Annotated in this window: 15 protein-coding genes and 1 pseudogene; 8 read left to right on the top strand and 8 right to left on the bottom strand. The window is 59.8% G+C overall.

Going from position 1 to position 22,025, the window contains the following annotated elements; genetic code table 11:
• Positions 1 to 15: 15 nt before the first annotated feature.
• From BMZ10_RS15615 to acs, 5 genes are all read right to left on the bottom strand, one after another.
• Positions 16 to 1,128, bottom strand: a complete 1,113-nt coding sequence (locus BMZ10_RS15615) for a succinylglutamate desuccinylase/aspartoacylase family protein (protein ID WP_093463966.1) — start codon at positions 1,126 to 1,128, stop codon at positions 16 to 18.
• Between the two features lies 1 nt (position 1,129).
• Entirely contained in the window at positions 1,130 to 1,828 is a 699-nt protein-coding gene (locus BMZ10_RS15610; RefSeq protein ID WP_093463963.1) for an ABC transporter permease, read from the bottom strand.
• Entirely contained in the window at positions 1,825 to 2,514 is a 690-nt protein-coding gene (locus BMZ10_RS15605; RefSeq protein WP_093463960.1) for an ABC transporter permease, read from the bottom strand. Before BMZ10_RS15605 ends, BMZ10_RS15610 begins: the two co-directional genes overlap by 4 nt.
• A 91-nt stretch (positions 2,515 to 2,605) precedes the next feature.
• Positions 2,606 to 3,382 (bottom strand): ABC transporter substrate-binding protein, encoded by a 777-nt coding sequence (locus BMZ10_RS15600; protein WP_093463957.1) that lies wholly within the window; start codon positions 3,380 to 3,382, stop codon positions 2,606 to 2,608.
• A gap of 1,148 nt (positions 3,383 to 4,530) precedes the next feature.
• On the bottom strand, positions 4,531 to 6,486 hold the full coding sequence (gene acs, locus BMZ10_RS15590) for an acetate--CoA ligase (protein WP_093463951.1): 1,956 nt from the start codon (positions 6,484 to 6,486) through the stop codon (positions 4,531 to 4,533).
• Positions 6,487 to 6,936: 450 nt separating this feature from the next.
• Here acs and BMZ10_RS15585 point away from each other — a divergent pair, with 450 nt between their 5' ends.
• Positions 6,937 to 7,203, top strand: a complete 267-nt coding sequence (locus BMZ10_RS15585) for a DUF2790 domain-containing protein (RefSeq protein WP_093463948.1) — start codon at positions 6,937 to 6,939, stop codon at positions 7,201 to 7,203.
• A gap of 192 nt (positions 7,204 to 7,395) precedes the next feature.
• Entirely contained in the window at positions 7,396 to 11,898 is a 4,503-nt protein-coding gene (locus BMZ10_RS15580) for a deaminase domain-containing protein (protein ID WP_093463945.1), read from the top strand.
• A gap of 82 nt (positions 11,899 to 11,980) precedes the next feature.
• Here the strand turns inward: BMZ10_RS15580 and BMZ10_RS15575 are convergent, their stop codons facing one another.
• On the bottom strand, positions 11,981 to 13,546 hold the full coding sequence (locus BMZ10_RS15575; protein ID WP_093463942.1) for a sigma-54-dependent transcriptional regulator: 1,566 nt from the start codon (positions 13,544 to 13,546) through the stop codon (positions 11,981 to 11,983).
• A 272-nt stretch (positions 13,547 to 13,818) separates the two neighbouring features.
• Between BMZ10_RS15575 and phhA the strand changes: the two genes are divergently transcribed.
• The 4 genes from phhA (at position 13,819) to BMZ10_RS15560 (ending at position 18,202) form a co-directional block, all read left to right on the top strand.
• Positions 13,819 to 14,607 carry a phenylalanine 4-monooxygenase gene (gene phhA / locus BMZ10_RS15570; protein ID WP_177182144.1) on the top strand — a complete coding sequence of 263 codons (789 nt, stop codon included), beginning with the start codon at positions 13,819 to 13,821 and terminating at the stop codon, positions 14,605 to 14,607.
• Between the two features lie 15 nt (positions 14,608 to 14,622).
• Positions 14,623 to 14,991: a 4a-hydroxytetrahydrobiopterin dehydratase gene (locus tag BMZ10_RS27730; protein WP_177182134.1), complete on the top strand. Its 369-nt coding sequence runs from the start codon at positions 14,623 to 14,625 to the stop codon at positions 14,989 to 14,991.
• A complete protein-coding gene (locus BMZ10_RS15565) occupies positions 14,992 to 16,191 on the top strand; it encodes an amino acid aminotransferase (RefSeq protein WP_093463939.1) in 1,200 nt (399 codons plus the stop codon).
• 796 nt (positions 16,192 to 16,987) lie between these two features.
• Positions 16,988 to 18,202 carry an MFS transporter gene (locus BMZ10_RS15560; protein ID WP_093463936.1) on the top strand — a complete coding sequence of 405 codons (1,215 nt, stop codon included), beginning with the start codon at positions 16,988 to 16,990 and terminating at the stop codon, positions 18,200 to 18,202.
• A 48-nt stretch (positions 18,203 to 18,250) separates the two neighbouring features.
• Here BMZ10_RS15560 and arfB read toward each other — a convergent pair.
• Positions 18,251 to 18,663, bottom strand: a pseudogene (arfB, locus tag BMZ10_RS15555) (alternative ribosome rescue aminoacyl-tRNA hydrolase ArfB).
• A gap of 171 nt (positions 18,664 to 18,834) precedes the next feature.
• Positions 18,835 to 20,259, bottom strand: coding sequence for an amino acid permease (locus BMZ10_RS15550; RefSeq protein WP_093463933.1), 1,425 nt, complete (start codon positions 20,257 to 20,259; stop codon positions 18,835 to 18,837).
• A 539-nt stretch (positions 20,260 to 20,798) separates the two neighbouring features.
• Between BMZ10_RS15550 and BMZ10_RS27725 the strand changes: the two genes are divergently transcribed.
• Positions 20,799 to 20,936 carry a hypothetical protein gene (locus BMZ10_RS27725; protein WP_177182133.1) on the top strand — a complete coding sequence of 46 codons (138 nt, stop codon included), beginning with the start codon at positions 20,799 to 20,801 and terminating at the stop codon, positions 20,934 to 20,936.
• Between the two features lie 70 nt (positions 20,937 to 21,006).
• Positions 21,007 to 21,981 (top strand): M29 family metallopeptidase, encoded by a 975-nt coding sequence (locus BMZ10_RS15545; RefSeq protein WP_093463930.1) that lies wholly within the window; start codon positions 21,007 to 21,009, stop codon positions 21,979 to 21,981.
• The last annotated feature ends 44 nt before the right edge of the window (positions 21,982 to 22,025 follow it).

The following is a 22,025-nucleotide window of genomic DNA, read 5'->3' as shown; positions in this document are numbered from 1 at the left end:
GGTTCTCACAAGTAATCAGTCACTGAGCAGGCGGCCGCTGCGCAACGGGGTGCGGCCTGCCACTTTGGCCATCCAGAAACCCGGCTGGGCGTAACGCAGTTTTTCGATGGCGAACAGCACGCCTGCGGTACCGGCGCACACCGTGGTCGCGCGATCGTTCAGCGGGTCGATGACCTCAAACAGCGGCTCGCCGGGCTCGACCCAGGCGCCCGCGGGCCGCAGGAAGGTCAGCACGCCCGGATGCGGCGCGTAGATCATTTCAGTGCCTTCGAACGGCATGCCTTCACAGGCTTCATGGCCCGGCTGCGGCCAGTCGCCACTGATCAGGCCCTGCTCGGCGAGGAACGCCAGAATGCCCTCGGCATAGGCTTCGGCCTCGTCCTTGCCGGTGTTGGACTGACCGCCCAGTTCCAGCGTCGTGGACATGCACGCCAGAGGAATCCGGGCATCGGGAAACTGCTTGGCCAGACGCAACCACGGCAGCGAGCAGGCCTCGTCGAACGAGCTGCCACCGGAATCCTCGGCGAGCAGACCGACACTCACGCCCAAATGGGCAGAAAGCGAGCGCCACTGCGGCCAATGCTGGGGCAAGGCATACATGTGCAGCGAAGCGTCGGTGTCGCAATGCAGATCGAGCACGATGTCAGCGTTGCAGGCGTGGCTCAGCAGCACGCGCTGCATACCCGCCAACTCGCTGCCCGCGGCTGGCAATTGCTCGAGCACATCCGCCATTGCCTGACGAATCAGCCTGACGTTGGCATGCGGATCATCGCCCAGTTTGCCTGCAAGCCTGTCTGCGACGGGACCGCTCAACTCGGTGAAATCGCGATTGAAGTTCTTGCCACTGCCGTACTCGAATCGCCCCTGGTGATTGCCTTGCAGCAGCTGGCACAGACCGATCGGATTGGCCACCGGCACCAGCTCGACGACACCCTTGAGCAAGCCCTGTTCTTCGAGCTGCACCAGCCGCTGTTTCAAGGCCCAGGCGGTGCGCATGCCCGGCAGTTCGTCGGCATGCAGGCTGGCCTGAATATAGGCTTTGCGCTCGCCATGGCCGAAGCGGAAAACCGTCAGCGTGCGCTGCGTACCCAGGTTGCCCCACGGCAGGCTGTGATCGATGCGTTGCATATCAGTGCTTCCTCGGCGCGAGATAGCTGAGCCAGCGGCGCTCAGCCAGCTTGAACAGTTTCACCAGAATGAACGTCAGGCACAGGTAGAACACCCCGGCGGTGATGTACGCCTCGAACGGCAGGTAAAACTGCGCATTGACGGTGCGCGCCGCGCCGGTGATGTCGATCAGCGTGACGATGGACGCCAGACTGGTGGTCTGCAGCATCATGATCACTTCGTTGCTGTACTGCGGCAGCGCCCGGCGCAGGGCCGACGGCAGCAGAATGCGGCGATACATCTTGGCTTTCGACATGCCCATCGCACGGGCGGCTTCGATCTCGCCGGGCGGGGTGGATTTCAGGCTGCCGGCGATGATTTCGGCGGTGTAGGCACTGGTATTGATGGCAAAGGCCAGGCACGCGCAGAAGGTGGCACTCGACAGCCACGGCCAGAGAATGCTTTCGCGCACGGCCTCGAACTGCGCCAGACCGTAGTAGATGAGAAACAGCTGCACCAGCATCGGCGTGCCGCGAATCACGTAGGTGTAGCTCCAGGCGAGCAGATTGACCCAGGCGACTTTCGACACCCGCATCAGCCCGAGCGGCAGAGCGGCCAACAGACCGAAGAACAGTGACAGCGCGAGCAGCTTCAGGGTGATCAACAGACCGCCGAAATAGAGCGGCAGGTTTTCCCAGACGACGTTGTAATCGAAAATCATAGCTCTGCCACCCTTACGCCGGCCGAATAGCGTTTTTCGATGCGGCGCAGTATCAGCAGCGAGACGCTGGTGATCACCAGGTACATGGCCGCGACTGCGAGGAAGAACGTGAAGGGTTCGCGGGTGGCGTCGGCCGCCTGCTTGGCCTTGAACATCATGTCTTGCAGGCCGACGACGGAAATCAGCGCGGTCGCCTTGGTCAGCACCAGCCAGTTGTTGGTGAATCCCGGAATCGCCAGACGAATCATCTGCGGCACCAGGATGCGAAAGAATACGCGCGAGCTGCTCATGCCATAGGCCATGCCGGCTTCGGCCTGCCCTTTGGGAATGGCCATGAAGGCGCCGCGAAATGTTTCGGAAAGGTAAGCACCGAAAATGAAGCCCAGCGTGCCGATGCCGGCCATCAGCGGGTTCAGGTCGATGTAGTCGCCATGGCCCAACAAAGGGGCGACGCGGTTGAGCAGGTCCTGACCGCCGTAGAAGATCAGCAGAATCAGCACCAGGTCGGGAATGCCACGAATGACGGTGGAATACAGGTCGCCCAGCCAGGCCAGCCAGCGTACCGGCGACAGCCGCAATGCCACGCCGATCAGGCCGAGCACGATCGCCAGCGCCATGGAGCACAGAGCGAGCTGCAAGGTCAGCCATGCACCGTCAAGGATGACGGCTCCGTAGCCTTTCAACATGTTGTTTGGCCCTCGAGCGCGGGATAGAAAAATGGCGCATTCAGAAGGTTTGAGAACCCACTGCCTGCGCCATTGGCGACATCAGATCGATTTACTGACCGTAGATGTCGAAATTGAAGTATTTGTCCTGGATGGCTTTGTATTTACCGTTGGCGCGGATGGCTGCAATGGCCGCGTTGATCTTGTCCAGATCCGCCTTGTCGCCCTTGCGTACGGCGATGCCGACGCCGTCGCCGAAGTAGTTGACGTCAGTGAAAGCCGGGCCGACGAACGCGTAGCCCTTGCCCGAATCAGTGTTCAGGAAACCGTCCTGCAGCAGAGTGGCGTCGGCCACGGTGCCATCGAGACGACCGGCGCCGATGTCCAGGTAGATTTCGTTCTGGGAACTGTAAGGCTTGACTTCAGCACCCAGCGGAGCCAGCACTTCCTTGGCGAACCGCTCGTGGATCGAACCCCGCTGCACGCCGATGTTCTTGCCCTTGAGCTCGGTCAGGCCGTCGCTGACGACGGTGCCCTGCTTCATGACCAGACGGGCCGGCGTGTTGTAATACTTGTTGCTGAAATCGACGGATTTCTTGCGGTCTTCGGTGATGGACATCGAGGACAGGATGGCGTCGATTTTGCGCACTTTGAGCGCCGGGATCAGGCCGTCGAATTCTTGCTCGACCCAGACGCACTTGACCTTCATTTCTTCGCACAGGGCGTTGCCGATGTCGTAGTCGAATCCGACGATGCTGCCGTCCGGGGCCTTGGAGGCGAATGGAGGGTAGGCTGCCTCGATGCCGATTTTCAGAGGCTTTTCATCGGCGAAGGTTGGCTGAGCCAATACGGACAGCGCCAGCGCACCCAGCAGCATGAGCTTTTTCATTCTTGGAACTCCATCGGTAAAACGCGACAAATGGCAGTGAGCGAAACGCCCAATGTGCAGAAGGAATATCTGAATTGTGACGCGAGGTGCCGTTCGAGCTCAGCGCCCGACAGGCCTTCGGCGAGTGATCGGCATTTTAGCGGCAGGCTGAAAGTCGATATTTCTTCAATGCGACAACAAGTTACAGAAGCACAGAGAAACGTGATCAGCCTGATTGACAGTCCAAAAGGTTTATGCAAGGACCGCGAACGACAAACCTATCAACGAAGCAAGTAACGCGCCCATTATTGGCAAAGCCTTCTAATCCGGCAAGCGTGGCGTGGGAGCAGGTTTGTCCGGGTCGGTGAAATGCGCGGTATTCGAGTGGAAATACCCCAGGGCGGGGCGCGGGATTACCGGGCCGGATGTGCGGTAACACATCGATATTTCCCGATCCTCAATCTGGCAAGTGTGAAGATCAGGAGCGCCTGCCTCACGGCAGACTGTTTCGCCTTCGGCGAGTTACTTGGAAAAGCACCCCAAGTAACCAAGGGTGCTTGCTCTCGGTTGGGCCCTTCCTTCGTCAGGGTTCCTTCACTCCGGCCTCGCTCCGTGGGCCCGCCGCCATCCGCCATCCATGGCGGGGGGCGGCTCTCGCGGCATCCATGCCGCTCGGCCCACTCCACGAGACCTGCGCTCAGCCTGCACCCAAGTCGCGATGGCGGTGTTTGGGCATCTTGCGCATGAAGATCAAAAGCTGATCAAAGGCTTCCCGGCTGAAGCCGGTCCCACAGAAGCATCGCGTGCATCCAGGGGACCGTTTCAGACCGTAGGACCGGCTTCAGCCGGGAAAGCCTCGGTGCGCACACCGGAAATCGATGGCGAACGAAACGGCGTTTTCCCGGCTAAAGCCGGTCCTACCTACCAAACGATGCATGCGCCCTGTAGGACCGGCTTCAGCCGGGAAGCTGTCGCTGTTGATCTTCTACGGGAGAGTTCGGACACCGCCAAACGCAATGTGAGTGAAGGAATTCTGAAGAAGGAAGGGCCAAACCAGGAGCCGGCATCCTTGGTGACCCGGGAGTGGTGGGACGTTCGATTTGTGTAGGTAACTCACCAAAAGCGAAACGTCTGCCCTCAGGCAGACGCTCTCGCTCGTCGAATGACCGTCAGGCGGCGGTCATGGTCTTGTGGGTCTCGACCAGATGCGCAACGACGCCCGGATCGGCCAGCGTCGAGATGTCGCCCAACGCGTCATACTCGCCGGTGGCGATCTTGCGCAGGATGCGGCGCATGATCTTGCCGGAGCGCGTTTTCGGCAGGCCCGGCGCCCACTGAATGACGTCCGGCGAGGCAATCGGGCCAATCTCTTTGCGCACCCAGTTGCGCAGTTCGATACGCAGGGCCTCATCCGGCACTTCACCGCCATTGAGCGTGACGTAGACGTATATGCCCTGCCCCTTCAGATCGTGCGGCACGCCGACCACTGCGGCCTCGGCCACTTTCGGGTGCGCAACCATCGCGCTCTCGATCTCGGCGGTGCCCATGCGGTGACCGGAAACGTTGAGAACGTCATCCACCCGGCCCGTGATCCAGTAGTAGCCGTCTTCATCGCGGCGCGCGCCGTCGCCGGTGAAGTACATGCCACGGAAGGTCTTGAAGTAGGTGTCGACGAAGCGATCATGATCGCCATACAGCGTGCGCGACTGTCCTGGCCAGGAATCGAGAATCACCAGATTGCCTTCCGCCGCGCCTTCGATCAGGTTGCCCAGGTTATCCACCAGCGCCGGAATCACGCCGAAGAACGGCCGGGTCGCCGAACCGGGCTTGAGCGCAGTGGCACCCGGCAGCGGGCTGATCAGGATGCCGCCGGTTTCGGTCTGCCACCAGGTGTCGACGATCGGGCATTTCTGGTTGCCGACCGTGTTGTAGTACCAGTTCCAGGCCTCCGGGTTGATCGGCTCACCCACCGAACCCAACAGACGCAGGCTTGAACCGTCTGCGCCTTCGACGGCCTTGGTGCCTTCGGCCATCATTGCGCGGATGGCGGTAGGCGCGGTGTAGAGGATGTTGACCTTGTGTTTGTCGATGACCTTCGACATCCGCGTGATGTCCGGGTAGTTCGGGATGCCCTCGAACAGCAGCGTGGTCGCACCGTTGGCCAGCGGACCGTAGACAATGTAGCTGTGGCCAGTGACCCAGCCGACGTCGGCGGTACACCAGTAAATCTCGCCCGGCTTGTAGTCGAACACGCGCTCGTGGGTGAGCGCTGCGTACAGCAGGTAACCGGCGGTGGTGTGCAGAACGCCTTTTGGCTTACCGGTCGAACCCGAAGTGTAGAGAATGAACAGCGACTCCTCGGCGCCCATCTCTTTTGGCGCGCAGGTGGTCGATGCCACTTCCAGCAGCGCGTGGTACCAGATGTCGCGGTGACGGTTCCACTCGATCTCGCCACCGGTGCGCTTGCACACGATGACTTTCTGCACACTGCTGGTTTCAGGGTTGGTCAATGCGCGATCGACGTTGGCCTTGAGCGCGGTTTTCTTGCCGCCCCGCAGCCCCTCGTCAGCGGTGATCACCACTTTGGATTTGCAGTCGATGATGCGACCGGCCAGCGCCTCGGGCGAGAAGCCACCGAACACCACCGAGTGAATCGCGCCGATGCGCGCGCAGGCCAGCATGGCGACCACGGCTTCAGGAATCATCGGCATATAGAGGGTGACCACGTCACCCCGGTGCACGTCCTGACCACGCAGGGCGTTGGCGAACTTGCAGACTTCTTCATGCAGTTCGCGATAGGTGATAATGCGGCTTTCGGAAGGATCGTCGCCCTCCCAGATGATTGCGACCTGATCGCCACGCTCTGCCAGATGGCGGTCAAGACAATTGTAGGAAACGTTCAAGGTGCCATCGGCGAACCACTTGATGTCGACGCGATGGTCGTCGAAGGAGGTCTGTTTGACGGTGGTGAAAGGCTTGATCCAGTCAAGGCGCTGGGCTTGTTCACGCCAGAAGCCATCGGGGTTGACCACCGACTGCTGGTACATGGCCTTGTAGGTCGCCTCGTCAGTCAGCGTCTGGGCTGCCACTTCAGGGCGGACGGGGTACAGGGAAGCCGCACTCATCTTTCTTACCTCGGTGGAAATGTTGTTTTTGTATAGCGCCGTTGTATCCGCCGATGGCCGTAAAAGCCATTCGACGATGGTCTTACCGGATCAGAGCATAACGCCGAATTCCGCTGAAGTGCCCGGTTTTCAGCAAATCTTCATGCAGACACTACGACCAAAGAACTAGACGATTGTAACCATCCACAGCGAAAACACCGATTGTTGCCGATTCACTCAATAGTCTTTATCAGAATGGTTTCTATATAACCTTTGGCCAGCGGCATAGAATTCATTCCGCCAACACGGCAAATGATTGACAACTAACAGCCCCCCACACCGGCTTGCCAATCATGTAATCGAACCTGTAATCAACTGGCTTCACGCAAAGCCCCACAAGGACTCTGTGCACCCTGACGATCGCACTTCCTGCATCGCGGAGTTGATGAAGCAACTTAGAGGAAACATGTAATGAAAGCTGCAGTGGTTGTAATGGCTCTTTGTGGTTTCAGCGTCGCCGCAATGGCGCAGGACGGACCGAATGAAGTCTCCAGCCAGGCACAACCGGTCGAGCAATACACCTACTCGACTCATCTGGACATCGCGAAAGTCATCTCCGTCGACGAAGTGCCCAACGTCTGCGCTGTGGTCCCGCAACGCATGACTTACGAAGATTCTGCTGGCAAACGCCACGTCCTCGAATACCAGGTGATGGGCAACGGCTGCAGCAACGGCTGACACGCGCATCCACGCTCATGCCTCGCGGACAATCGTCGCGAGGCTTGATGCGTGGCGGCGGCCGTTGAAAATTTAACTTGGATATATATATGTAACACCCGGTGCTTCCTGAAATAACGAACATCTTCTGACAACGGTCGCCAGTCATCACTGGGGACAGAAGTTTCGATATTTAATCAGGAAACACCATTCATGAGTTCCAATACCCTCCACGAAACATCCGGCGGGATTACCGCGAGACTGCAACGTCTCAAGGCTGACGACATCGTTGTGTTCAACGACATTACCGGCCCTCAATCCATACCTGTCTCTCTTGCCGATGTATTCAGACAGCATCTGGCGGGCGATGATGTCGTTGAGCGGACGCTTCACGACCATGATTATCTGACGCTCATCAATCGCGTGCTCGACGCCGACGAGGCAGGTCGTTATATCAGTGGCGTGTTGTACCACGGCGATAAAGACAGGCCTGTTGACCCGCAAAGCCGTTTGACTTTTTTCCGTACCGTGTGCCGGCTGGTCATCGAGCAAAGCGTGCCGGGCACACTGGATGCGGCCTTGGCTGAGATTCGCCAGAGCGCCTGCACTTACAAGACCTTTTCCCTGGCTGACCGACTGTGGAGAACGTTGCCGCAGTTGCGCCGTGTCGGCGCGTTGTGGGCAGCGGCATTCCTGCTGTACGACGAGTTGAGCCATGGCGTGCCGACAACCGAGAGCCCCGCCTTACCCCCACCCCTTGACCTGCACGGTTATCAGGACCTGTATGCATTGATGAGCCACCTGCTGACCGATGCGCCTGGAGGGTCTCTTTGTGACAAGCTTCTCAACCTGCTGCCGATGGACCTGCTGAGGATCGCCAGCGGTCAATTTCGCTCTGCCAGCCTCCAGGAAATCGCAGCAGGGGCCGATCTGGTTTCTGGCAGACAAGACAGGATAGCGTTTTTCCCCGGTGTCACCTTGACCCACTCGGCAGACACCGCGCTTGATGCGCTGCTCAACTGTGCGCCGTTTGCCGCCTTGCAGAATCAGCTGGTTGAGGCGCTGGAGTGGTACAACCCGCGGGACAAACGTCAGGCGTCAGATTCGATGGCGCGGCAGCTGACGATCCAGGCATTGATCGACAGCCTTTATCCCGTCAGTCGACGACGCATCGGCTACGTGTTGGATTTCCACCTTTTTGCCGAAGAAAACGCCGACTGTTCGCTGTACGACATACGCATCAACCTGACCAACAGCCTGCGCAGCACGCTGGGCTGCCGCCACGCCGACGCCCAGGTCATCATGCAGTTGCTGGCGGCGCGCTTTGCGCCGGAGCTGCTGCTGACCGACGCACCCGACGATTTCCGCTACCAACCCGACCTGCGCTGGGCCAACCTGCGTCATGCCATGACACTTGACCGCGCCGCGGCGGGTACCCGGACATTCGCTGAGTGGGAGGCGTTGCCAGCCAGCCTTACTGCGCAGGCCGTTACGACAGAGGAGAAGCTGCACGTCGCCACGACGCAGGTTGACGCCATCATCGTGTGGAATCTGTACCAGCGCCACGTCACCGAACACCCTCGGTACGCGGCCGATGAAATCGCTCGCATGACCCGATACTTCGAGTCCGCCTGCAATCGACAGGCCCTCAATTTTCCTCCCGACCGTATCAATGATGCTCGACGACTGCTGATAAACGCGGGCATCGATCCGGACGTGGCCAGCACGTCGCGCCATGAAAAGAGCACCGAACTCGAGGCCTATCTGGACAATGGGACTGCATATCGCCCTCCGCATCCTCTGACCCAGCCACTCCCCGATGCCACGTCGCAATTCAACCTGGCGTTTGATGAGTATCTAAAAGAAGCACGCCACGCTTACACACACCTGATGACTCTTTTTCTGGACGAACTGCCAGCGCTTCATCGCGATCGCCTGTTAAGCGCGGACATCGTCTGTTACGCGGCCGAATGGCGACAATACGTTGGTCCGATGGAGGGCGCAGTTCCCTCGGTCGGCAGCAGTCCTGCGAGTGACTGGCAGGACTGCCGGGGCGGGCACGGTGGGCTGGTACATGTCGCCCGACAGGGTGAGCATTGGGTGTACGAGCTGTTCCCGGAGCGCCACGCATTTGAGTGCATGGATGTCGACGCCAGTTGGAGTACGCAGCTTGAAGACACGAACCTTGCCGCCGCAGCGATGAACGTTCTGGTCGACCCGGATCATGAGCACTACAACGGCGTGCCTCTGCCCTATGTGAAATCCGACCTGCCAAAAGCCGTGCCGCTGCCCCGGGAGAGGGACACCGACAATCAGACGTATCTGGTACAGAGTTTCGTTGACCGGATTTTCCTGCATCACAGTCAGGCATTGCGCGAAACCTGCAAGGGCGCTACCCGGTGGGAAGCGTACACACGGTACCGCGAGTCGACCTCCAGCGCGCTGTATGCCTGGAATCTGATCAAATCGGTGGTCCCCATCGTCGGGTGTTTTGACGTCAATACCGGGGGCGAAGCTCTCTCCTGCGTGACTGACGTCGTGGGCGAGGCCGGCACGGTGATGAACATCGCCGGTCGCACGCTCAAACCGCTGATCAAGCTGGGCAATAAAGCGCAACTCTGGGTGCCTCATCCCGCTACGCCCGCTCGTCCACGCCAGCAGAACGTCAAATGGTTTACCGGTCGGGAAGCCGAGCGCGCGAGCATCGAGCAACGGGTGCATGCCGCCCGCGCCTCGGTGGTCGCTGGCAAATTCATCCAGCGCAGCGGCATGTTCCAGCGCATCCCTGACACCGAGGCAATCGCCGACTCAGCGTTGATGCTGGCGAAGGTGGACAACGTCAATCAGGTCCTCGTCCGAAACATCTCCGACGCCCAGACCCCGGACTACCGCTGGTGCAACCCCCTCGATCAGAAACCCTACGGTCCCCTGCTGTACCGCGAGCCAGCGGCCGCCATGGATGCGCCGGCAGTGTTCATCACGACGCAGAAGCACTTGCTGCCGGGCCAGTTTCCGGGCGCCGTGCACCTGAATGAAATCGCGGGGCATGGGCACGATCTCTCCGTAACCAGCAATCGGAACATACATGTGGCGCGCCGGGGGCAAACGATTACCGACCTGATCATCGATGATGTCAGCTACCGCTTCGACGATCAGAAGCCTTCCGGCCTGTTACGAAAAATCGAACTGGAACCTTCCGATGCGGGCCTCGGACAGTGGGAGAAAGTGCCCGTACACTGCGTGATCCGCAGGGGACTGCAGCAGGCAAGCTGCTCCGGCGCACTGGTCTTGCTTTCGACGACGCGCCCGGCGATCGATCCCGCGCTTGAGCCGCTCAAGCTCGGGGAACAGGCCAGTCACGCATTCATGACCCGCCGCTTCAGACCTGCACTGCGGTTCACGCCAATACGCGGCCAGGCCACTCCTCAGGAGACTCACCTGTTGGTAGACGACGGCAAGGTCAGCACCTGGGTCGACGACGTGCCAGTGAAAGTCGGCGCAACTAAAGCGAAGAGCACCCGGCGCAAGGCTCTCGCCGCCCTGCCTGAGGAGACAGCCCTTCACATGGGCATCGCCGCACCGCTGGAGTACCGCCCAACCGTCAAGGGCAGATTGATGAAGGATCAGACCCTGGGCCTGCCGGACAACCTCAATGCCGCGTGGCGTGTCCGTATCAATCAGGAACTGCCCGTGGTGCAACTGGATTCGATCTGCAGGACGGTCAAGGATCAGCGTGAACTGCGCGCGATCAGGCTGACGCTAGAGGACGTTCCGTATCTGGCCGTTGAGGCCGACACCGGCCAATTCTATAAAGCCACAGAGCGACCGGGAAACGCGCAACTTACCTTTGAGCGCATCACCTCCGATGCGGAGATTGACGCCTATCTGTCCCTCAGCGAGGGATACCGCCTTGGCGCGGGGCGGCGCACCCTGGGTCAGGACATGGACAACATTGCCCGCATGCTGTTTGAACTGGAGAGCCCCGGCGTTGACATGCAGCTCAGTTATCGCCCCTACAGTTCAATCATGGAAGGCTATGCGCGAAACATCCTCACTCAGGAGCATGCGCTTGAAAACTTCGTCGCGCTGACCAAGAGCAGCATCGCAAACTTCAAGCAGTTGGCCGCGACTGAGCCGCTGACGCGTCAACACATTGCAACCGTGCTCGACATGCTCCTGCCCGCCTCCGCCGCCAAACATCCGTGGACCCCGGTCCCCGTCGCTGCCATCGGCTTGATGACGACCGGCGAAATGATCCGCAAACATTTGAACACGACCAACCTGGCGTTCCTTCTGGCTCAGACTTCAGACGGCAAACGCCATGTCTTTTACGCGCTGGCGGGCGGAAAACGTGGCAAGGGGCTGACGCTTCGCGTCCCCGAACCCCATGAGAACGGCTCGGTCAGATTCGTCGATGCGCGCGAGCGTATGAGCGGTCAGGCTCCGGACACGGCGTTCACCAGTCTGCCGGTCCTGCGCACTGCAAAAAAACTCAAGATTCGCGAGCATGACCGCTACCTGGATGCCGAACGCCTCATCGTCACGGCGTTCAAGCAAGACATGCCGGCGGACACGGTCGTCACCCACATCCATTTCTTCACCCTGATGGACACCTGCAACTCTTGCGGAGGCTTCGTTCTGCCGCGTCTGAAACTCGACTACCCGAAGGCAGATTTTTCGGTCAGCTACATCTTGCCTTATACCGCGCCGACCTGAGGACCGGATCGTCGACCGGGTTGATCCGCGAAACTCAAGCCGATGCGGGAGGCTCGCGGATTTGGCCTGCTTCGGCGGGTGGCTACGAGAGATCGGTTTTAGGGCCCAGATGGTACTGACGCAGCTTGTTGGCAATGGTGGTGTGTGACACCCCTAAGCGTTTGCCCAGCAAGCGGCTGCTCGGGTGCTCGGCGTGGAGCCGCTCGAGCAGCGCCTTTTCGAAACGTCCGACAATGTCTTCCAGGCTCCCGTCCAGGGAAAAGCCGTCCAGAGGCTGACGCTCGCCATAGTCGGGAAAACGAATGTGCTGCGCTGTAATCACCCCGCCCTCGCACAGAGAAACCGCCTGAAACAACACGTTCTCCAGTTGCCGAACGTTGCCGGGCCAATGATATCGGCGCAGTCGGTCCAGTGCCTCGGGGCCGATCTTCGGAAGCGGACAGCCGATCTGCCGGCTGGCCTGATCGAGAAAATGCTCGACCAGTGGCGCCAGTCCGTCCAGGCAATCGCGCAGGGGTGGAATGTGCAGCGACAGGACATTCAGACGATGGTAGAGGTCTTGGCGAAACTCCCCGCGACTGCACAACTCCGACAGGTCCACCTGCGTCGCGCAGATAACGCGCACGTCCAGATACACTTCTTCATCGCTGCCTACACGGCGAAAGCAGCCGTCCTGCAGATAACGCAACAATTTCGCCTGCAGGCGCGCGCTCATTTCCGCCACGCCGTCGAGAAACAACGTACCGCCCGCCGTCAGCTCCAGCAGGCCCAGCTTGCCCTCGGCCCGCGCGCCTTCGAACGCGCCCGGACCATAGCCGAACAGTTCGGTCTCGGCCATGGATTCGGACAGCCCGGCGCAGTTGAGCGCCATCATTGGCGACTGTCCGCGAGGACTGGCCAGATGACAGGCGCGCGCCAGCAATTCCTTGCCAGTCCCGGTTTCCCCTTCTATTAATAGCGGCGCGTCCAGCGGCGCCATGCGCCTGGCCTCGCGCACCACCGCCGCCATGACCTTCGAGCTCTGGAAAATGCTGTCGAAGCCTCGCAGCTCCTGCTTGCGCACGTTGTAGATGTGCTCGCCGACGCGGTCGGCCCGGTGCAAGGTCAAGACCGCGCCGGCCATGGCCTCGCTGTCTTCGTGCTCGGACTGCAAGGGCGCGATGTCGGCGAGAAAAATCGCCCCTCTGATCTGAACCCGTAGCCCGTTTATCCGCGAGCGATTGGCGCGCACCAGTTGCGGCAGATCGAAGTCCTCGGCATAACGCGCCAGCGGAATGCCCGGCACCTCGTCGACACGTACGCCGAGCAGCTGCGCCGCGGCGCGGTTGGCGGCGACGATGGAGCCGCCCATATCGATGGACAGCACCGGAAATTCCAGCGCACCGAGCAGCGCATTGAGCTCCATGTGCCTGCGCTCGCTGGGCATCAATCCCACTCGCTTAACGCCGGACACGCCGGGAATCGTTTCGAATTTCGGAACGAGCGCCTGAAACTGAAGGTTGATCAGGTTCGGACAGCGCAAATAGATGGCGTCGCCATGCTCGCCCCCAACTTCGCCTCCCGACACATTGACGCCGTAAGCAACAAGCAATTCGAGGATGTCGCGCAGAATCCCGACGCGGTTCTGGCAGTGCACTTTGATGCGCATGAAGATTCGGTTCTCTGATCAGGCGAGTTTTTATGATTGCGCAGATTTTACCGTCAAGAATACGTGACAGCCCAGCGACGTTCCGGCCCTCCCGCACGCAGATTTGCGACGAAATCCATGCAATCGTCAGGATTTCTTTACAGCCGGCGCCTGTCAGCCACCCGGCTCAGCTCCCCCAGGCTCCGATTGAGGCCCAAGGATCGGTTATCAATAGCCACAGCAGTCGATCTGCACCCATCGCTCCAAAAACAAAAGCCATTCAGGAGAGCAGCATGAGTACGATGTACGTTGCCCGTGAGCCGGACGCAACAGGGTTTATCGATTATCCGCAGGCTGACCACGCCGTGTGGAACACGCTGATCACCCGTCAGCTGAAAGTCATCGAGGGCCGCGCCTGTCGGGAGTACCTCGACGGCATCGAGAAGCTGAATCTTCCCCATGATCGCATCCCGCAACTGAGCGAAATCAACCGGGTTCTGGAGGCCACCACGGGCTGGCAAGTCGCGCGGGTTCCTGCACTGATTCCCTTTCAGACGTTCTTCGAGCTGCTCGCCAGTAAACGATTTCCTGTGGCCACCTTCATCCGTAGCGAAGAGGAGCTGGACTACCTGCAAGAGCCTGACATCTTCCACGAGATATTCGGACACTGCCCGCTGCTCACGAACCCCTGGTTTGCAGAATTTACCCACGCGTACGGCAAGCTCGGTCTTGCAGCCAGTAAAGAACAACGCGTGTATCTTGCCCGCCTCTACTGGATGACGATCGAATTCGGGCTAATGGAAACGCCACAAGGGCGCAAGATATACGGCGGGGGTATCCTGTCCTCGCCCAAGGAAACGGTGTACAGCCTGTCGACAGCGCCGACGCACCAAGCCTTCGACCCGATCGAGGCCATGCGCACGCCCTATCGAATCGACATCCTGCAACCCCTGTATTTCGTGCTGCCGGACCTCAAGCGCCTGTTCGACCTTGCCCATGAAGACATCATGAACATGGTCCAGACCGCCACCCGCCTCGGCCTGCATGCGCCGCGTTTTGCACCTAAACCAGAAGCTGCCTGAACAAGGACATCCTTTATGACCACGCTGAACCCTTCATTGAATCAGGCTCACTGTGAAGCCTGCCGCGCCGACGCCCCACAGGTGAGCGAAGCCGAATTGCCAGAACTGCTGCGCCAGATCCCGGACTGGAACATCGAGGTTCGCGACGGCGTGATGCAGCTTGAAAAGGTGTATCTCTTCAAGAATTTCAAATTTGCGCTGGCGTTTACCAACGCGGTCGGCGAAATTGCCGAAGCCGAAGGTCATCACCCGGGTCTTCTGACCGAATGGGGCAAAGTGACCGTGACCTGGTGGAGCCACTCGATCAAAGGGCTGCACCGCAACGACTTCATCATGGCCGCCCGCACCGACGAGGTGGCGAAAGGCGCCGAGGGCCGTAAGTAAATGCACTTTTCACAGATTCAGCGCGTACCCGATGATCCGATCCTGGGCTTGATTCAGGCCTACGCCAAAGACCCGAATCCGCACAAGTTCGATCTGGGCGTGGGCGTGTACAAGGACGCGCAAGGCCTGACCACCATTCCGCGCGCGGTGAAGCTGGCCGAGCAGCGTCTGGTGGATTCGCAGCCGACCAAGACCTACATCGGCGGCCATGGCGAGCCTCGCTTCGGTACGCTGATCTGTGAACTGGTGATGGGCGCCGACTCGCCGCTGATTTCAAGCAAACGCGTGGGCGCCACGCAGACTCCGGGCGGCACCGGTGCCCTGCGCCTGAGCGCCGACTTCATCGCCAATTGCCTGCCGGGCAAGGGCATCTGGTTGAGCGATCCGACCTGGCCGATCCATGAAACCATCTATGCGGCGGCGGGCCTGAAGGTCAATCACTATCCGTACGTAGGTCGCGACAACACGCTCAACGTGGCGGCCATGCTCGAAACGCTCAATACCGTCCCGGAAGGCGACGTGGTCCTGCTGCACGCTTGCTGCCACAACCCGACCGGTTTCGACCTGTCTCACGACGACTGGCAACAGGTGTTGAAAATCGTCAGGCGCCGCAACCTGCTGCCATTGATCGACTTCGCCTACCAGGGCTTCGGCGACGGACTGGAGGCGGACGCCTGGGCCGTGCGCCTGTTCGCGGCCGAGCTGCCGGAGCTGCTGATCACCAGCTCCTGCTCGAAGAACTTTGGCCTGTATCGGGAGCGGACCGGCGCGTTGCTGGTCTGTGCCGACAACAGCGAAAAACTCGCGGACGTGCGCAGCCAGCTCTCGGCCACGGCGCGCAACCTATGGTCCAACCCGCCGGATCATGGCGCTGCAGTGGTCGCTGAAATCCTCGGCGATCCAGAACTCAAAGCCTTGTGGGCTGATGAAGTGGAAGAAATGCGCAGCCGTATCGCGCAACTGCGTCAGGGTCTGGTGGAGGCACTGACGCCGCTGGGTCTGGGCGAACGTTTCGCTCACATCGGTGTGCAACGCGGCATGTTTTCCTACACCGGCATGAACGACCATCAAGTCGAACGCCTGCGCAAGGAACACAGCGTGTACATGGTCGCGGCTGGACGAGCCAACGTGGCAGGCATCGATGCAACCCGGCTCGACGCACTGGCCGCAGCATTTGCGGCGGTGTGCACGGACGAATAACCAGCACGTCCAAGACGGTCCTATAAGGCAACGCGCGCCCTGTAGGACCGGCTTCAGCCGGGAAGGCGTCGGTTGCCGTACCGCAAAACTGATGTTGCACATACCGGCCTCTTCCCGGCTAACGCCGGTCCTACCGAAGCAACGCACAATCCGTAGGACCGGCTTCAGCCGGGAAGGCGTCAGTCGCCGTACCGCAAGACTGATGTTGCACATACCGGCCTGTTCCCGACTGAAGCCGGTCCTACCTAGCACCTACCTGCCCGGACGCAGGTCTGTTGTAGCGCGTTACCCTCACTACATGACCAACGGCCAGCATTAAAAGTCTGATTGTCATGTCGTCTGCTGTATCCTCCCTGAGCGTTTTCGGACGCGCTGTTCAAATCAGCAGAAAAACTTGTGAGGAGCGACGCTATGCATGAAATCCCAAATTTCCCCTTCCCAAGCCAATCGCAGCAAAGCGCAGCAGCCCGTCAGGAACTCGGTCAGCCGATCGAGATGCAAGCCAGCGGGAAACGTGATGACAGCAAGAAAGCCCAACGCCCACGCTGAAGGCTGATTTTCAGCCCCTATGCAAGAGCGTCTTCGAGGCGTACTTCCATAAGGGCTGAATCGTTCGATCAAGTCAGTCCATACGTCACACGAAAAACCCGCCTGATTCCGTCCCGATTCAACCTTCTACTGCCATGAACGGGCTTGCCTCGCTATCATGTGATCTATCGCTTGGCTTCAAGCGTCTACGCTCCATTCTGTTTCATCCCCGCTGTCCCCTTCTGTCGTAATCGTGGATTAGATGCCCATGCCAGACGCTTCGAGCGCCTCCCCTCAACGCCCAATGGCCGTGACACTGCAAGTCGTTTCCATTGTGCTGTTCACCTTTATCGGTTATCTGAACATCGGCATTCCCTTGGCCGTATTGCCTGGCTACGTCCACACCGACCTGGGCTTCGGCGCCGTCGCAGCCGGGCTCGTGATCAGTGTTCAATACCTCGCGACACTGCTCAGTCGGCCCTATGCCGGCAAAATCATCGACAACAAAGGCCCCAAGAAGGCAGTCATCATCGGCCTGTTCGGCTGCGGCCTGAGCGGCGTATTCATGCTGCTGGCGGGATGGCTGGACGCATGGCCGATGCTCAGTCTGATCAGCCTGTTCATCGGTCGGCTGGTACTGGGCAGCGCGGAGAGCCTCGTAGGCTCAGGCTCCATCGGCTGGGGCATCGGTCGCGTGGGGGCGGTCAATACCGCCAAAGTGATTTCCTGGAACGGCATCGCCAGTTATGGCGCGCTGGCAATCGGCGCGCCACTGGGCGTGTTGCTGGTCAATGCCATGGGCCTGTGGAGCATGGGCGTGAGCATCATGCTGCTCGCCGCGCTGGGCATTACTCTGGCGTGGAAAAAGACCCCGGCGCCTATCGTGCATGGCGAACGGATGCCGTTTCTGCATGTGCTCGGCCGTGTCCTGCCTCACGGCACCGGTCTGGCATTGGGCTCGATCGGATTTGGTACCATCGCGACGTTCATCACGCTGTACTACGCAAGCCATGCATGGCCCAAGGCGGTGCTGTGCCTGAGCCTGTTCGGCGCCTGTTTCATTGGTGCCCGGCTGCTGTTCGGCAACATGATCAACCGTATCGGCGGTTTCCGCGTGGCGATCGCCTGTCTGTCGGTCGAGGCGCTTGGCCTGTTATTGCTGTGGCTGGCACCCAATCCGAACCTCGCGCTGGCGGGCGCGGCGCTGACCGGGTTCGGCTTTTCGCTGGTGTTTCCGGCCCTGGGGGTCGAAGCGGTCAACCTGGTGCCCGCGGCCAGTCGGGGCGCGGCAGTGGGGGCTTACTCGCTGTTCATCGACCTGTCCCTGGGGATCACCGGCCCGGTTGCGGGTCTGGTCGCTTCAGGCTTCGGTTTCGCATCGATCTTCCTGTTCGCAGCCCTGGCATCGCTGGGCGGGCTGGGGTTGAGCATCTACTTGTATAAGCAGGCCAAGGTCATGCGGGAAAAATCAGCGGCGGTGTGAGCACTGAGGGCTGCCAGACCGTCGGTCGAAGCAGTCCTGCCAATAGGCTCAAAAATCCACTTTCCCCCGCCCTGCCTTGATCGACCCGCGCTTGGATTTGGATTCGAGTCTGCGCGTCTTCGAGCCCAGTGTCGGCTTGGTAGGCCGGCGCTTCTTCTCAACCTTGGCGGCACTGACGATCAATTCGCTCAGTCGCTCCAGCGCGTCCGCGCGGTTCTGCTCCTGCGTCCGGTTTGCTGCGCCTTGATGACCACCACGCCGTCGCCGGTGATGCGGCTGTCACGCAGCGCCAGCAGCCGTTCCTTGTAAAACGGCGGCAGGGACGATGCGTTGATGTCGAATCGCAGGTGCACCGCACTGGACACCTTGTTGACGTTCTGGCCGCCCGCGCCTTGTGCGCGAATGGCGGTCAGCTCGACTTCGCTGTCTGGCAGATGCACGTTGTTGGAAATGATCAGCATGGACTTGCCTGAGCCTATGAGGGCGAATACCAAACCTGTAGGAGCGAACGTGCTCGCGAATGCGTCCGGTCAAATGATACTGATGTGCCTGACGTTACGCCTTCACGAGCAAGCTCGCCCGCAAGCGTTGCAGCCTGCTGAAAATCGCGGCGCACCCTGCGCCGCGTTCAACTATTTGATGATCGACGTGCGCTGTGCCATGGACTCGCCACTGGGGAGGCGTTTGTTCTTGATCACGTAAAACACCCACATCACCACCAGCCAGACCGGGATCGCGTAAACCGAAACCCGGATGCCCGGAATCATCAGCATAATGCCCAGAATCAACACCACGAACGCCAGACAGATGTAATTGCCGTACGGATACCAGAGCGCCTTGAACAGCGGCTGCTGGTCCCTGCGAGCCAGATGCTGACGGAATTTAAGGTGCGAATAGCTGATCATCGCCCAGTTGATCACCAGGGTCGCCACCACCAGCGACATCAACAGTTCCAACGCATTCTGCGGCATGAGGTAGTTGAGCAGCACGGCAATCAACGTCACCGCAGCCGACACCAGGATGGCCCGAACCGGCACGCCGCGTCCGTCTACACGCGCCAGTGACTGAGGCGCATCGCCCTGCTCGGCCATGCCGAACAGCATCCGTGCGTTGCAATACGTGCCACTGTTGTAAACCGACAGCGCCGCAGTCAGCACGACAAAGTTGAGGATGTGTGCAGCCACCGTACTGCCCAGCATTGAAAATACATGCACGAACGGGCTGCCGCTGTAAGCGTCACCAGAGGCGTTAAGGTCGGCCAGCAAAGCATCCCAAGGCGTCAGCGACAACAGCACCACCAGTGAACCGATGTAGAAAATCAGGATGCGATAGATCACCTGATTGATGGCCTTGGGGATGATGGTCCGGGGCTGGTCCGCTTCCGCCGCCGTGAAGCCGAGCATTTCCAGGCCGCCGAAAGAAAACATGATGAACGCCAACGCCATCACCAGGCCGCTGGCGCCGTTAGGGAAGAAGCCGCCGTGATCCCACAGGTTACTGACCGACGCCTGAGGTCCGCCGCTGCCGCTGACCAGCATGTAACTGCCCAGCGCGATCATGCCCAATATGGCGACGACCTTGATAATGGCGAACCAGAACTCGGCCTCGCCGAACACCTTGACGTTGGCCAGGTTGATGACGTTGATCATCACGAAAAACGCGGCCGCCGACGCCCATGCAGGAATTTCCGGCCACCAGTACTGCACGTATTTGCCAACCGCGGTGAGCTCGGACATGCCCACCAGAATGTACAGGACCCAGCAGTTCCAGCCCGAGAGAAAGCCCGCGAAACCGCCCCAATACTTGTGTGCGAAATGGCTGAACGAGCCGGCGACCGGCTCTTCGACGATCATCTCGCCCAATTGGCGCATGATCATGAAGGCGATGAAACCACACAGGGCATAGCCGAGGATCATCGACGGACCCGCCGATTTGAGGACGCCAGCCGACCCCAGGAACAATCCCGTACCGATGGCGCCACCCAGGGCGATCAGCTGGATATGACGATTTTTAAGACCACGTTTCAAGTCACCCGAATGGGACATGTGTTCACTCATTGCATAGTCACCTTGTTGTTCTTGTCTGTGACGGAATCGAACCCGACGCGCTCATGACGCGGCGGAATGGAAGACAGGGTGGGTAAACCCCGAGTCTGGTTGGCGGCCATGCGCCGATGGATCACAGAAAAAACGCGGCGCATTGTACACCGTCAGCGCCGCCGCTGGCCGTGAAAACCTGCGCATTCGGTCAGGCCAGGGCCGGTTGAATACGGGGCTCGGAAGTCAATGTCCGACTATTCGAAAGGGTGCGCTGAGCGAGAAATGTACAGAAACCGACACAAAACCGACGGAAAAAAAATTTCAGCGGAAACGCTTCAGCTCGGACGTTGTTTTTTCTGCAAGTTTTCGTTTTCACAGGCCAACTGCCAGCATTTTCAGCGCAAATTCGCTTTTGCAACAGTCAGACTATTGAACTAGCTTTTTCCTCGCTTGCTGGCCACGAAGGTCAGCGTGCTTCCTAGACGAGTCAGTCGCAGGCGCCGGCCAGGCTGTTCTCGTCGCATTCGGCAAGTACGTCATTCTCAGGAGATTCACCTATGCAATCTGTAGAAAACACTCTGGAAGAAGAACTGCAACTGGACGACTGGTTTGAAGCACCCACTCATGATGCTGCCGTGGAGATGATGCAAGCTGACGCCGTGGTGGCGTTCGGCACCGCGATGTGGCCGTTCTAAGGCAACCGGGGGCGAGCGCGGCTGACGCGCTCGCCCTTTTTTGTTTTCAGCCTTCGCAAGGGAGCGCCCCATGACGGAACAGAGCAGCGCCATCGAGCATTTTCTTTATTACCTGCACCATCATCCAGCAGTCGCCGACATGCCCTCGCCCAATGTGCTGCTTGCCCACACCGAAGCGTACAGCGCCATGGTCGGCGCCATCGTCGAAAGCCCGACGGCTCGCGACAGCTTTCATTTCAGCACGATGCCTCTGGACAGTTCGCCCATCGAGGAGCTGGCGCAAGCCATCACCCGCGCCGACCTGTACGTCCTGTTCTACGATGCCTCGACTCTGCCCAACCCGAGCGCGGAAGGCCCGGCGTTTATCCGTTCCTTGCAGACCGTGATGTCGGAACAGTGGAAAAAATCGTTGTTGTTCAAGGATTACGGCCTTTATTTCTACGACACCTTCAGCATCAAACCTGAGCGGATCGCCCATTTGAACGCCGCGCTCATCGACACCATGAATCAGGGCCAGACCTTGACCTTCAGCGATGCACGCGGCTCGCATTTCGACGCACCGCTGCGTGAGCTGAAGAAGTGGACCAATATCAACGGCGTCGGCAATTACGACCTGGCACCCGGTGAGATTGCCACCCACAGCGACTCGATCAACGGCCAGGTGAAGTTCGTCGGCACCTTTCTCAGCACCATTCCGTTCGCGCGTAAGTACGGGGTCATCGACTCGCCGCTGGAACTGTGGATCGAAAACTCGACGATCACGCGTGTCGCAACGCAAGTGCCGGGGCTTGAGAAGGACTTCAACAAGTATCTGGATGCCAACCCGTCGAACCGGCGGGTCGAGGAGTTGGGCATCGGCACCAATGAGGGCGTCAGACAGTTATACGCGCGCAATGCTGGCTTCGAAGAGCGTCACTGTGGCCTGCACCTGGGGCTGGGCGGCGGTGCCAAAGGCAGTCATCACCTTGATCTGATCTTCAACGATGGCGCGCTCGCGGTGGATCGCCGGGTCGTATTCGACGGCACCCAATACGTGAATCTGTAAACCGCGCACAAAGAAAAACGCCAGTCGTTCGACTGGCGTTTTCA

The sequence above is a fragment of the Pseudomonas sp. NFR16 genome (assembly GCF_900108875.1).
In the GTDB taxonomy this organism is placed as follows: Bacteria; Pseudomonadota; Gammaproteobacteria; order Pseudomonadales; family Pseudomonadaceae; genus Aquipseudomonas.
The sequence above is the reverse complement of the archived record's forward strand: the minus strand, read 5'-3'. Positions and strand labels throughout refer to the sequence as shown.

Coding starts and splice junctions, on each gene's coding strand:
- BMZ10_RS15610 (WP_093463963.1), bottom strand. CDS start 1,828: ATGATTTTCGATTACAACGTCGTCTGGGAAAACCTGCCGCTCTATTTC.
- BMZ10_RS15615 (WP_093463966.1), bottom strand. CDS start 1,128: ATGCAACGCATCGATCACAGCCTGCCGTGGGGCAACCTGGGTACGCAG.
- BMZ10_RS27730 (WP_177182134.1), top strand. CDS start 14,623: ATGACCACGCTGAACCCTTCATTGAATCAGGCTCACTGTGAAGCCTGC.
- BMZ10_RS15585 (WP_093463948.1), top strand. CDS start 6,937: ATGAAAGCTGCAGTGGTTGTAATGGCTCTTTGTGGTTTCAGCGTCGCC.
- phhA (WP_177182144.1), top strand. CDS start 13,819: ATGAGTACGATGTACGTTGCCCGTGAGCCGGACGCAACAGGGTTTATC.
- BMZ10_RS27725 (WP_177182133.1), top strand. CDS start 20,799: ATGCAATCTGTAGAAAACACTCTGGAAGAAGAACTGCAACTGGACGAC.
- BMZ10_RS15565 (WP_093463939.1), top strand. CDS start 14,992: ATGCACTTTTCACAGATTCAGCGCGTACCCGATGATCCGATCCTGGGC.
- BMZ10_RS15575 (WP_093463942.1), bottom strand. CDS start 13,546: ATGCGCATCAAAGTGCACTGCCAGAACCGCGTCGGGATTCTGCGCGAC.
- BMZ10_RS15580 (WP_093463945.1), top strand. CDS start 7,396: ATGAGTTCCAATACCCTCCACGAAACATCCGGCGGGATTACCGCGAGA.
- BMZ10_RS15600 (WP_093463957.1), bottom strand. CDS start 3,382: ATGAAAAAGCTCATGCTGCTGGGTGCGCTGGCGCTGTCCGTATTGGCT.
- BMZ10_RS15560 (WP_093463936.1), top strand. CDS start 16,988: ATGCCAGACGCTTCGAGCGCCTCCCCTCAACGCCCAATGGCCGTGACA.
- acs (WP_093463951.1), bottom strand. CDS start 6,486: ATGAGTGCGGCTTCCCTGTACCCCGTCCGCCCTGAAGTGGCAGCCCAG.
- BMZ10_RS15550 (WP_093463933.1), bottom strand. CDS start 20,259: ATGAGTGAACACATGTCCCATTCGGGTGACTTGAAACGTGGTCTTAAA.
- BMZ10_RS15605 (WP_093463960.1), bottom strand. CDS start 2,514: ATGTTGAAAGGCTACGGAGCCGTCATCCTTGACGGTGCATGGCTGACC.
- BMZ10_RS15545 (WP_093463930.1), top strand. CDS start 21,007: ATGACGGAACAGAGCAGCGCCATCGAGCATTTTCTTTATTACCTGCAC.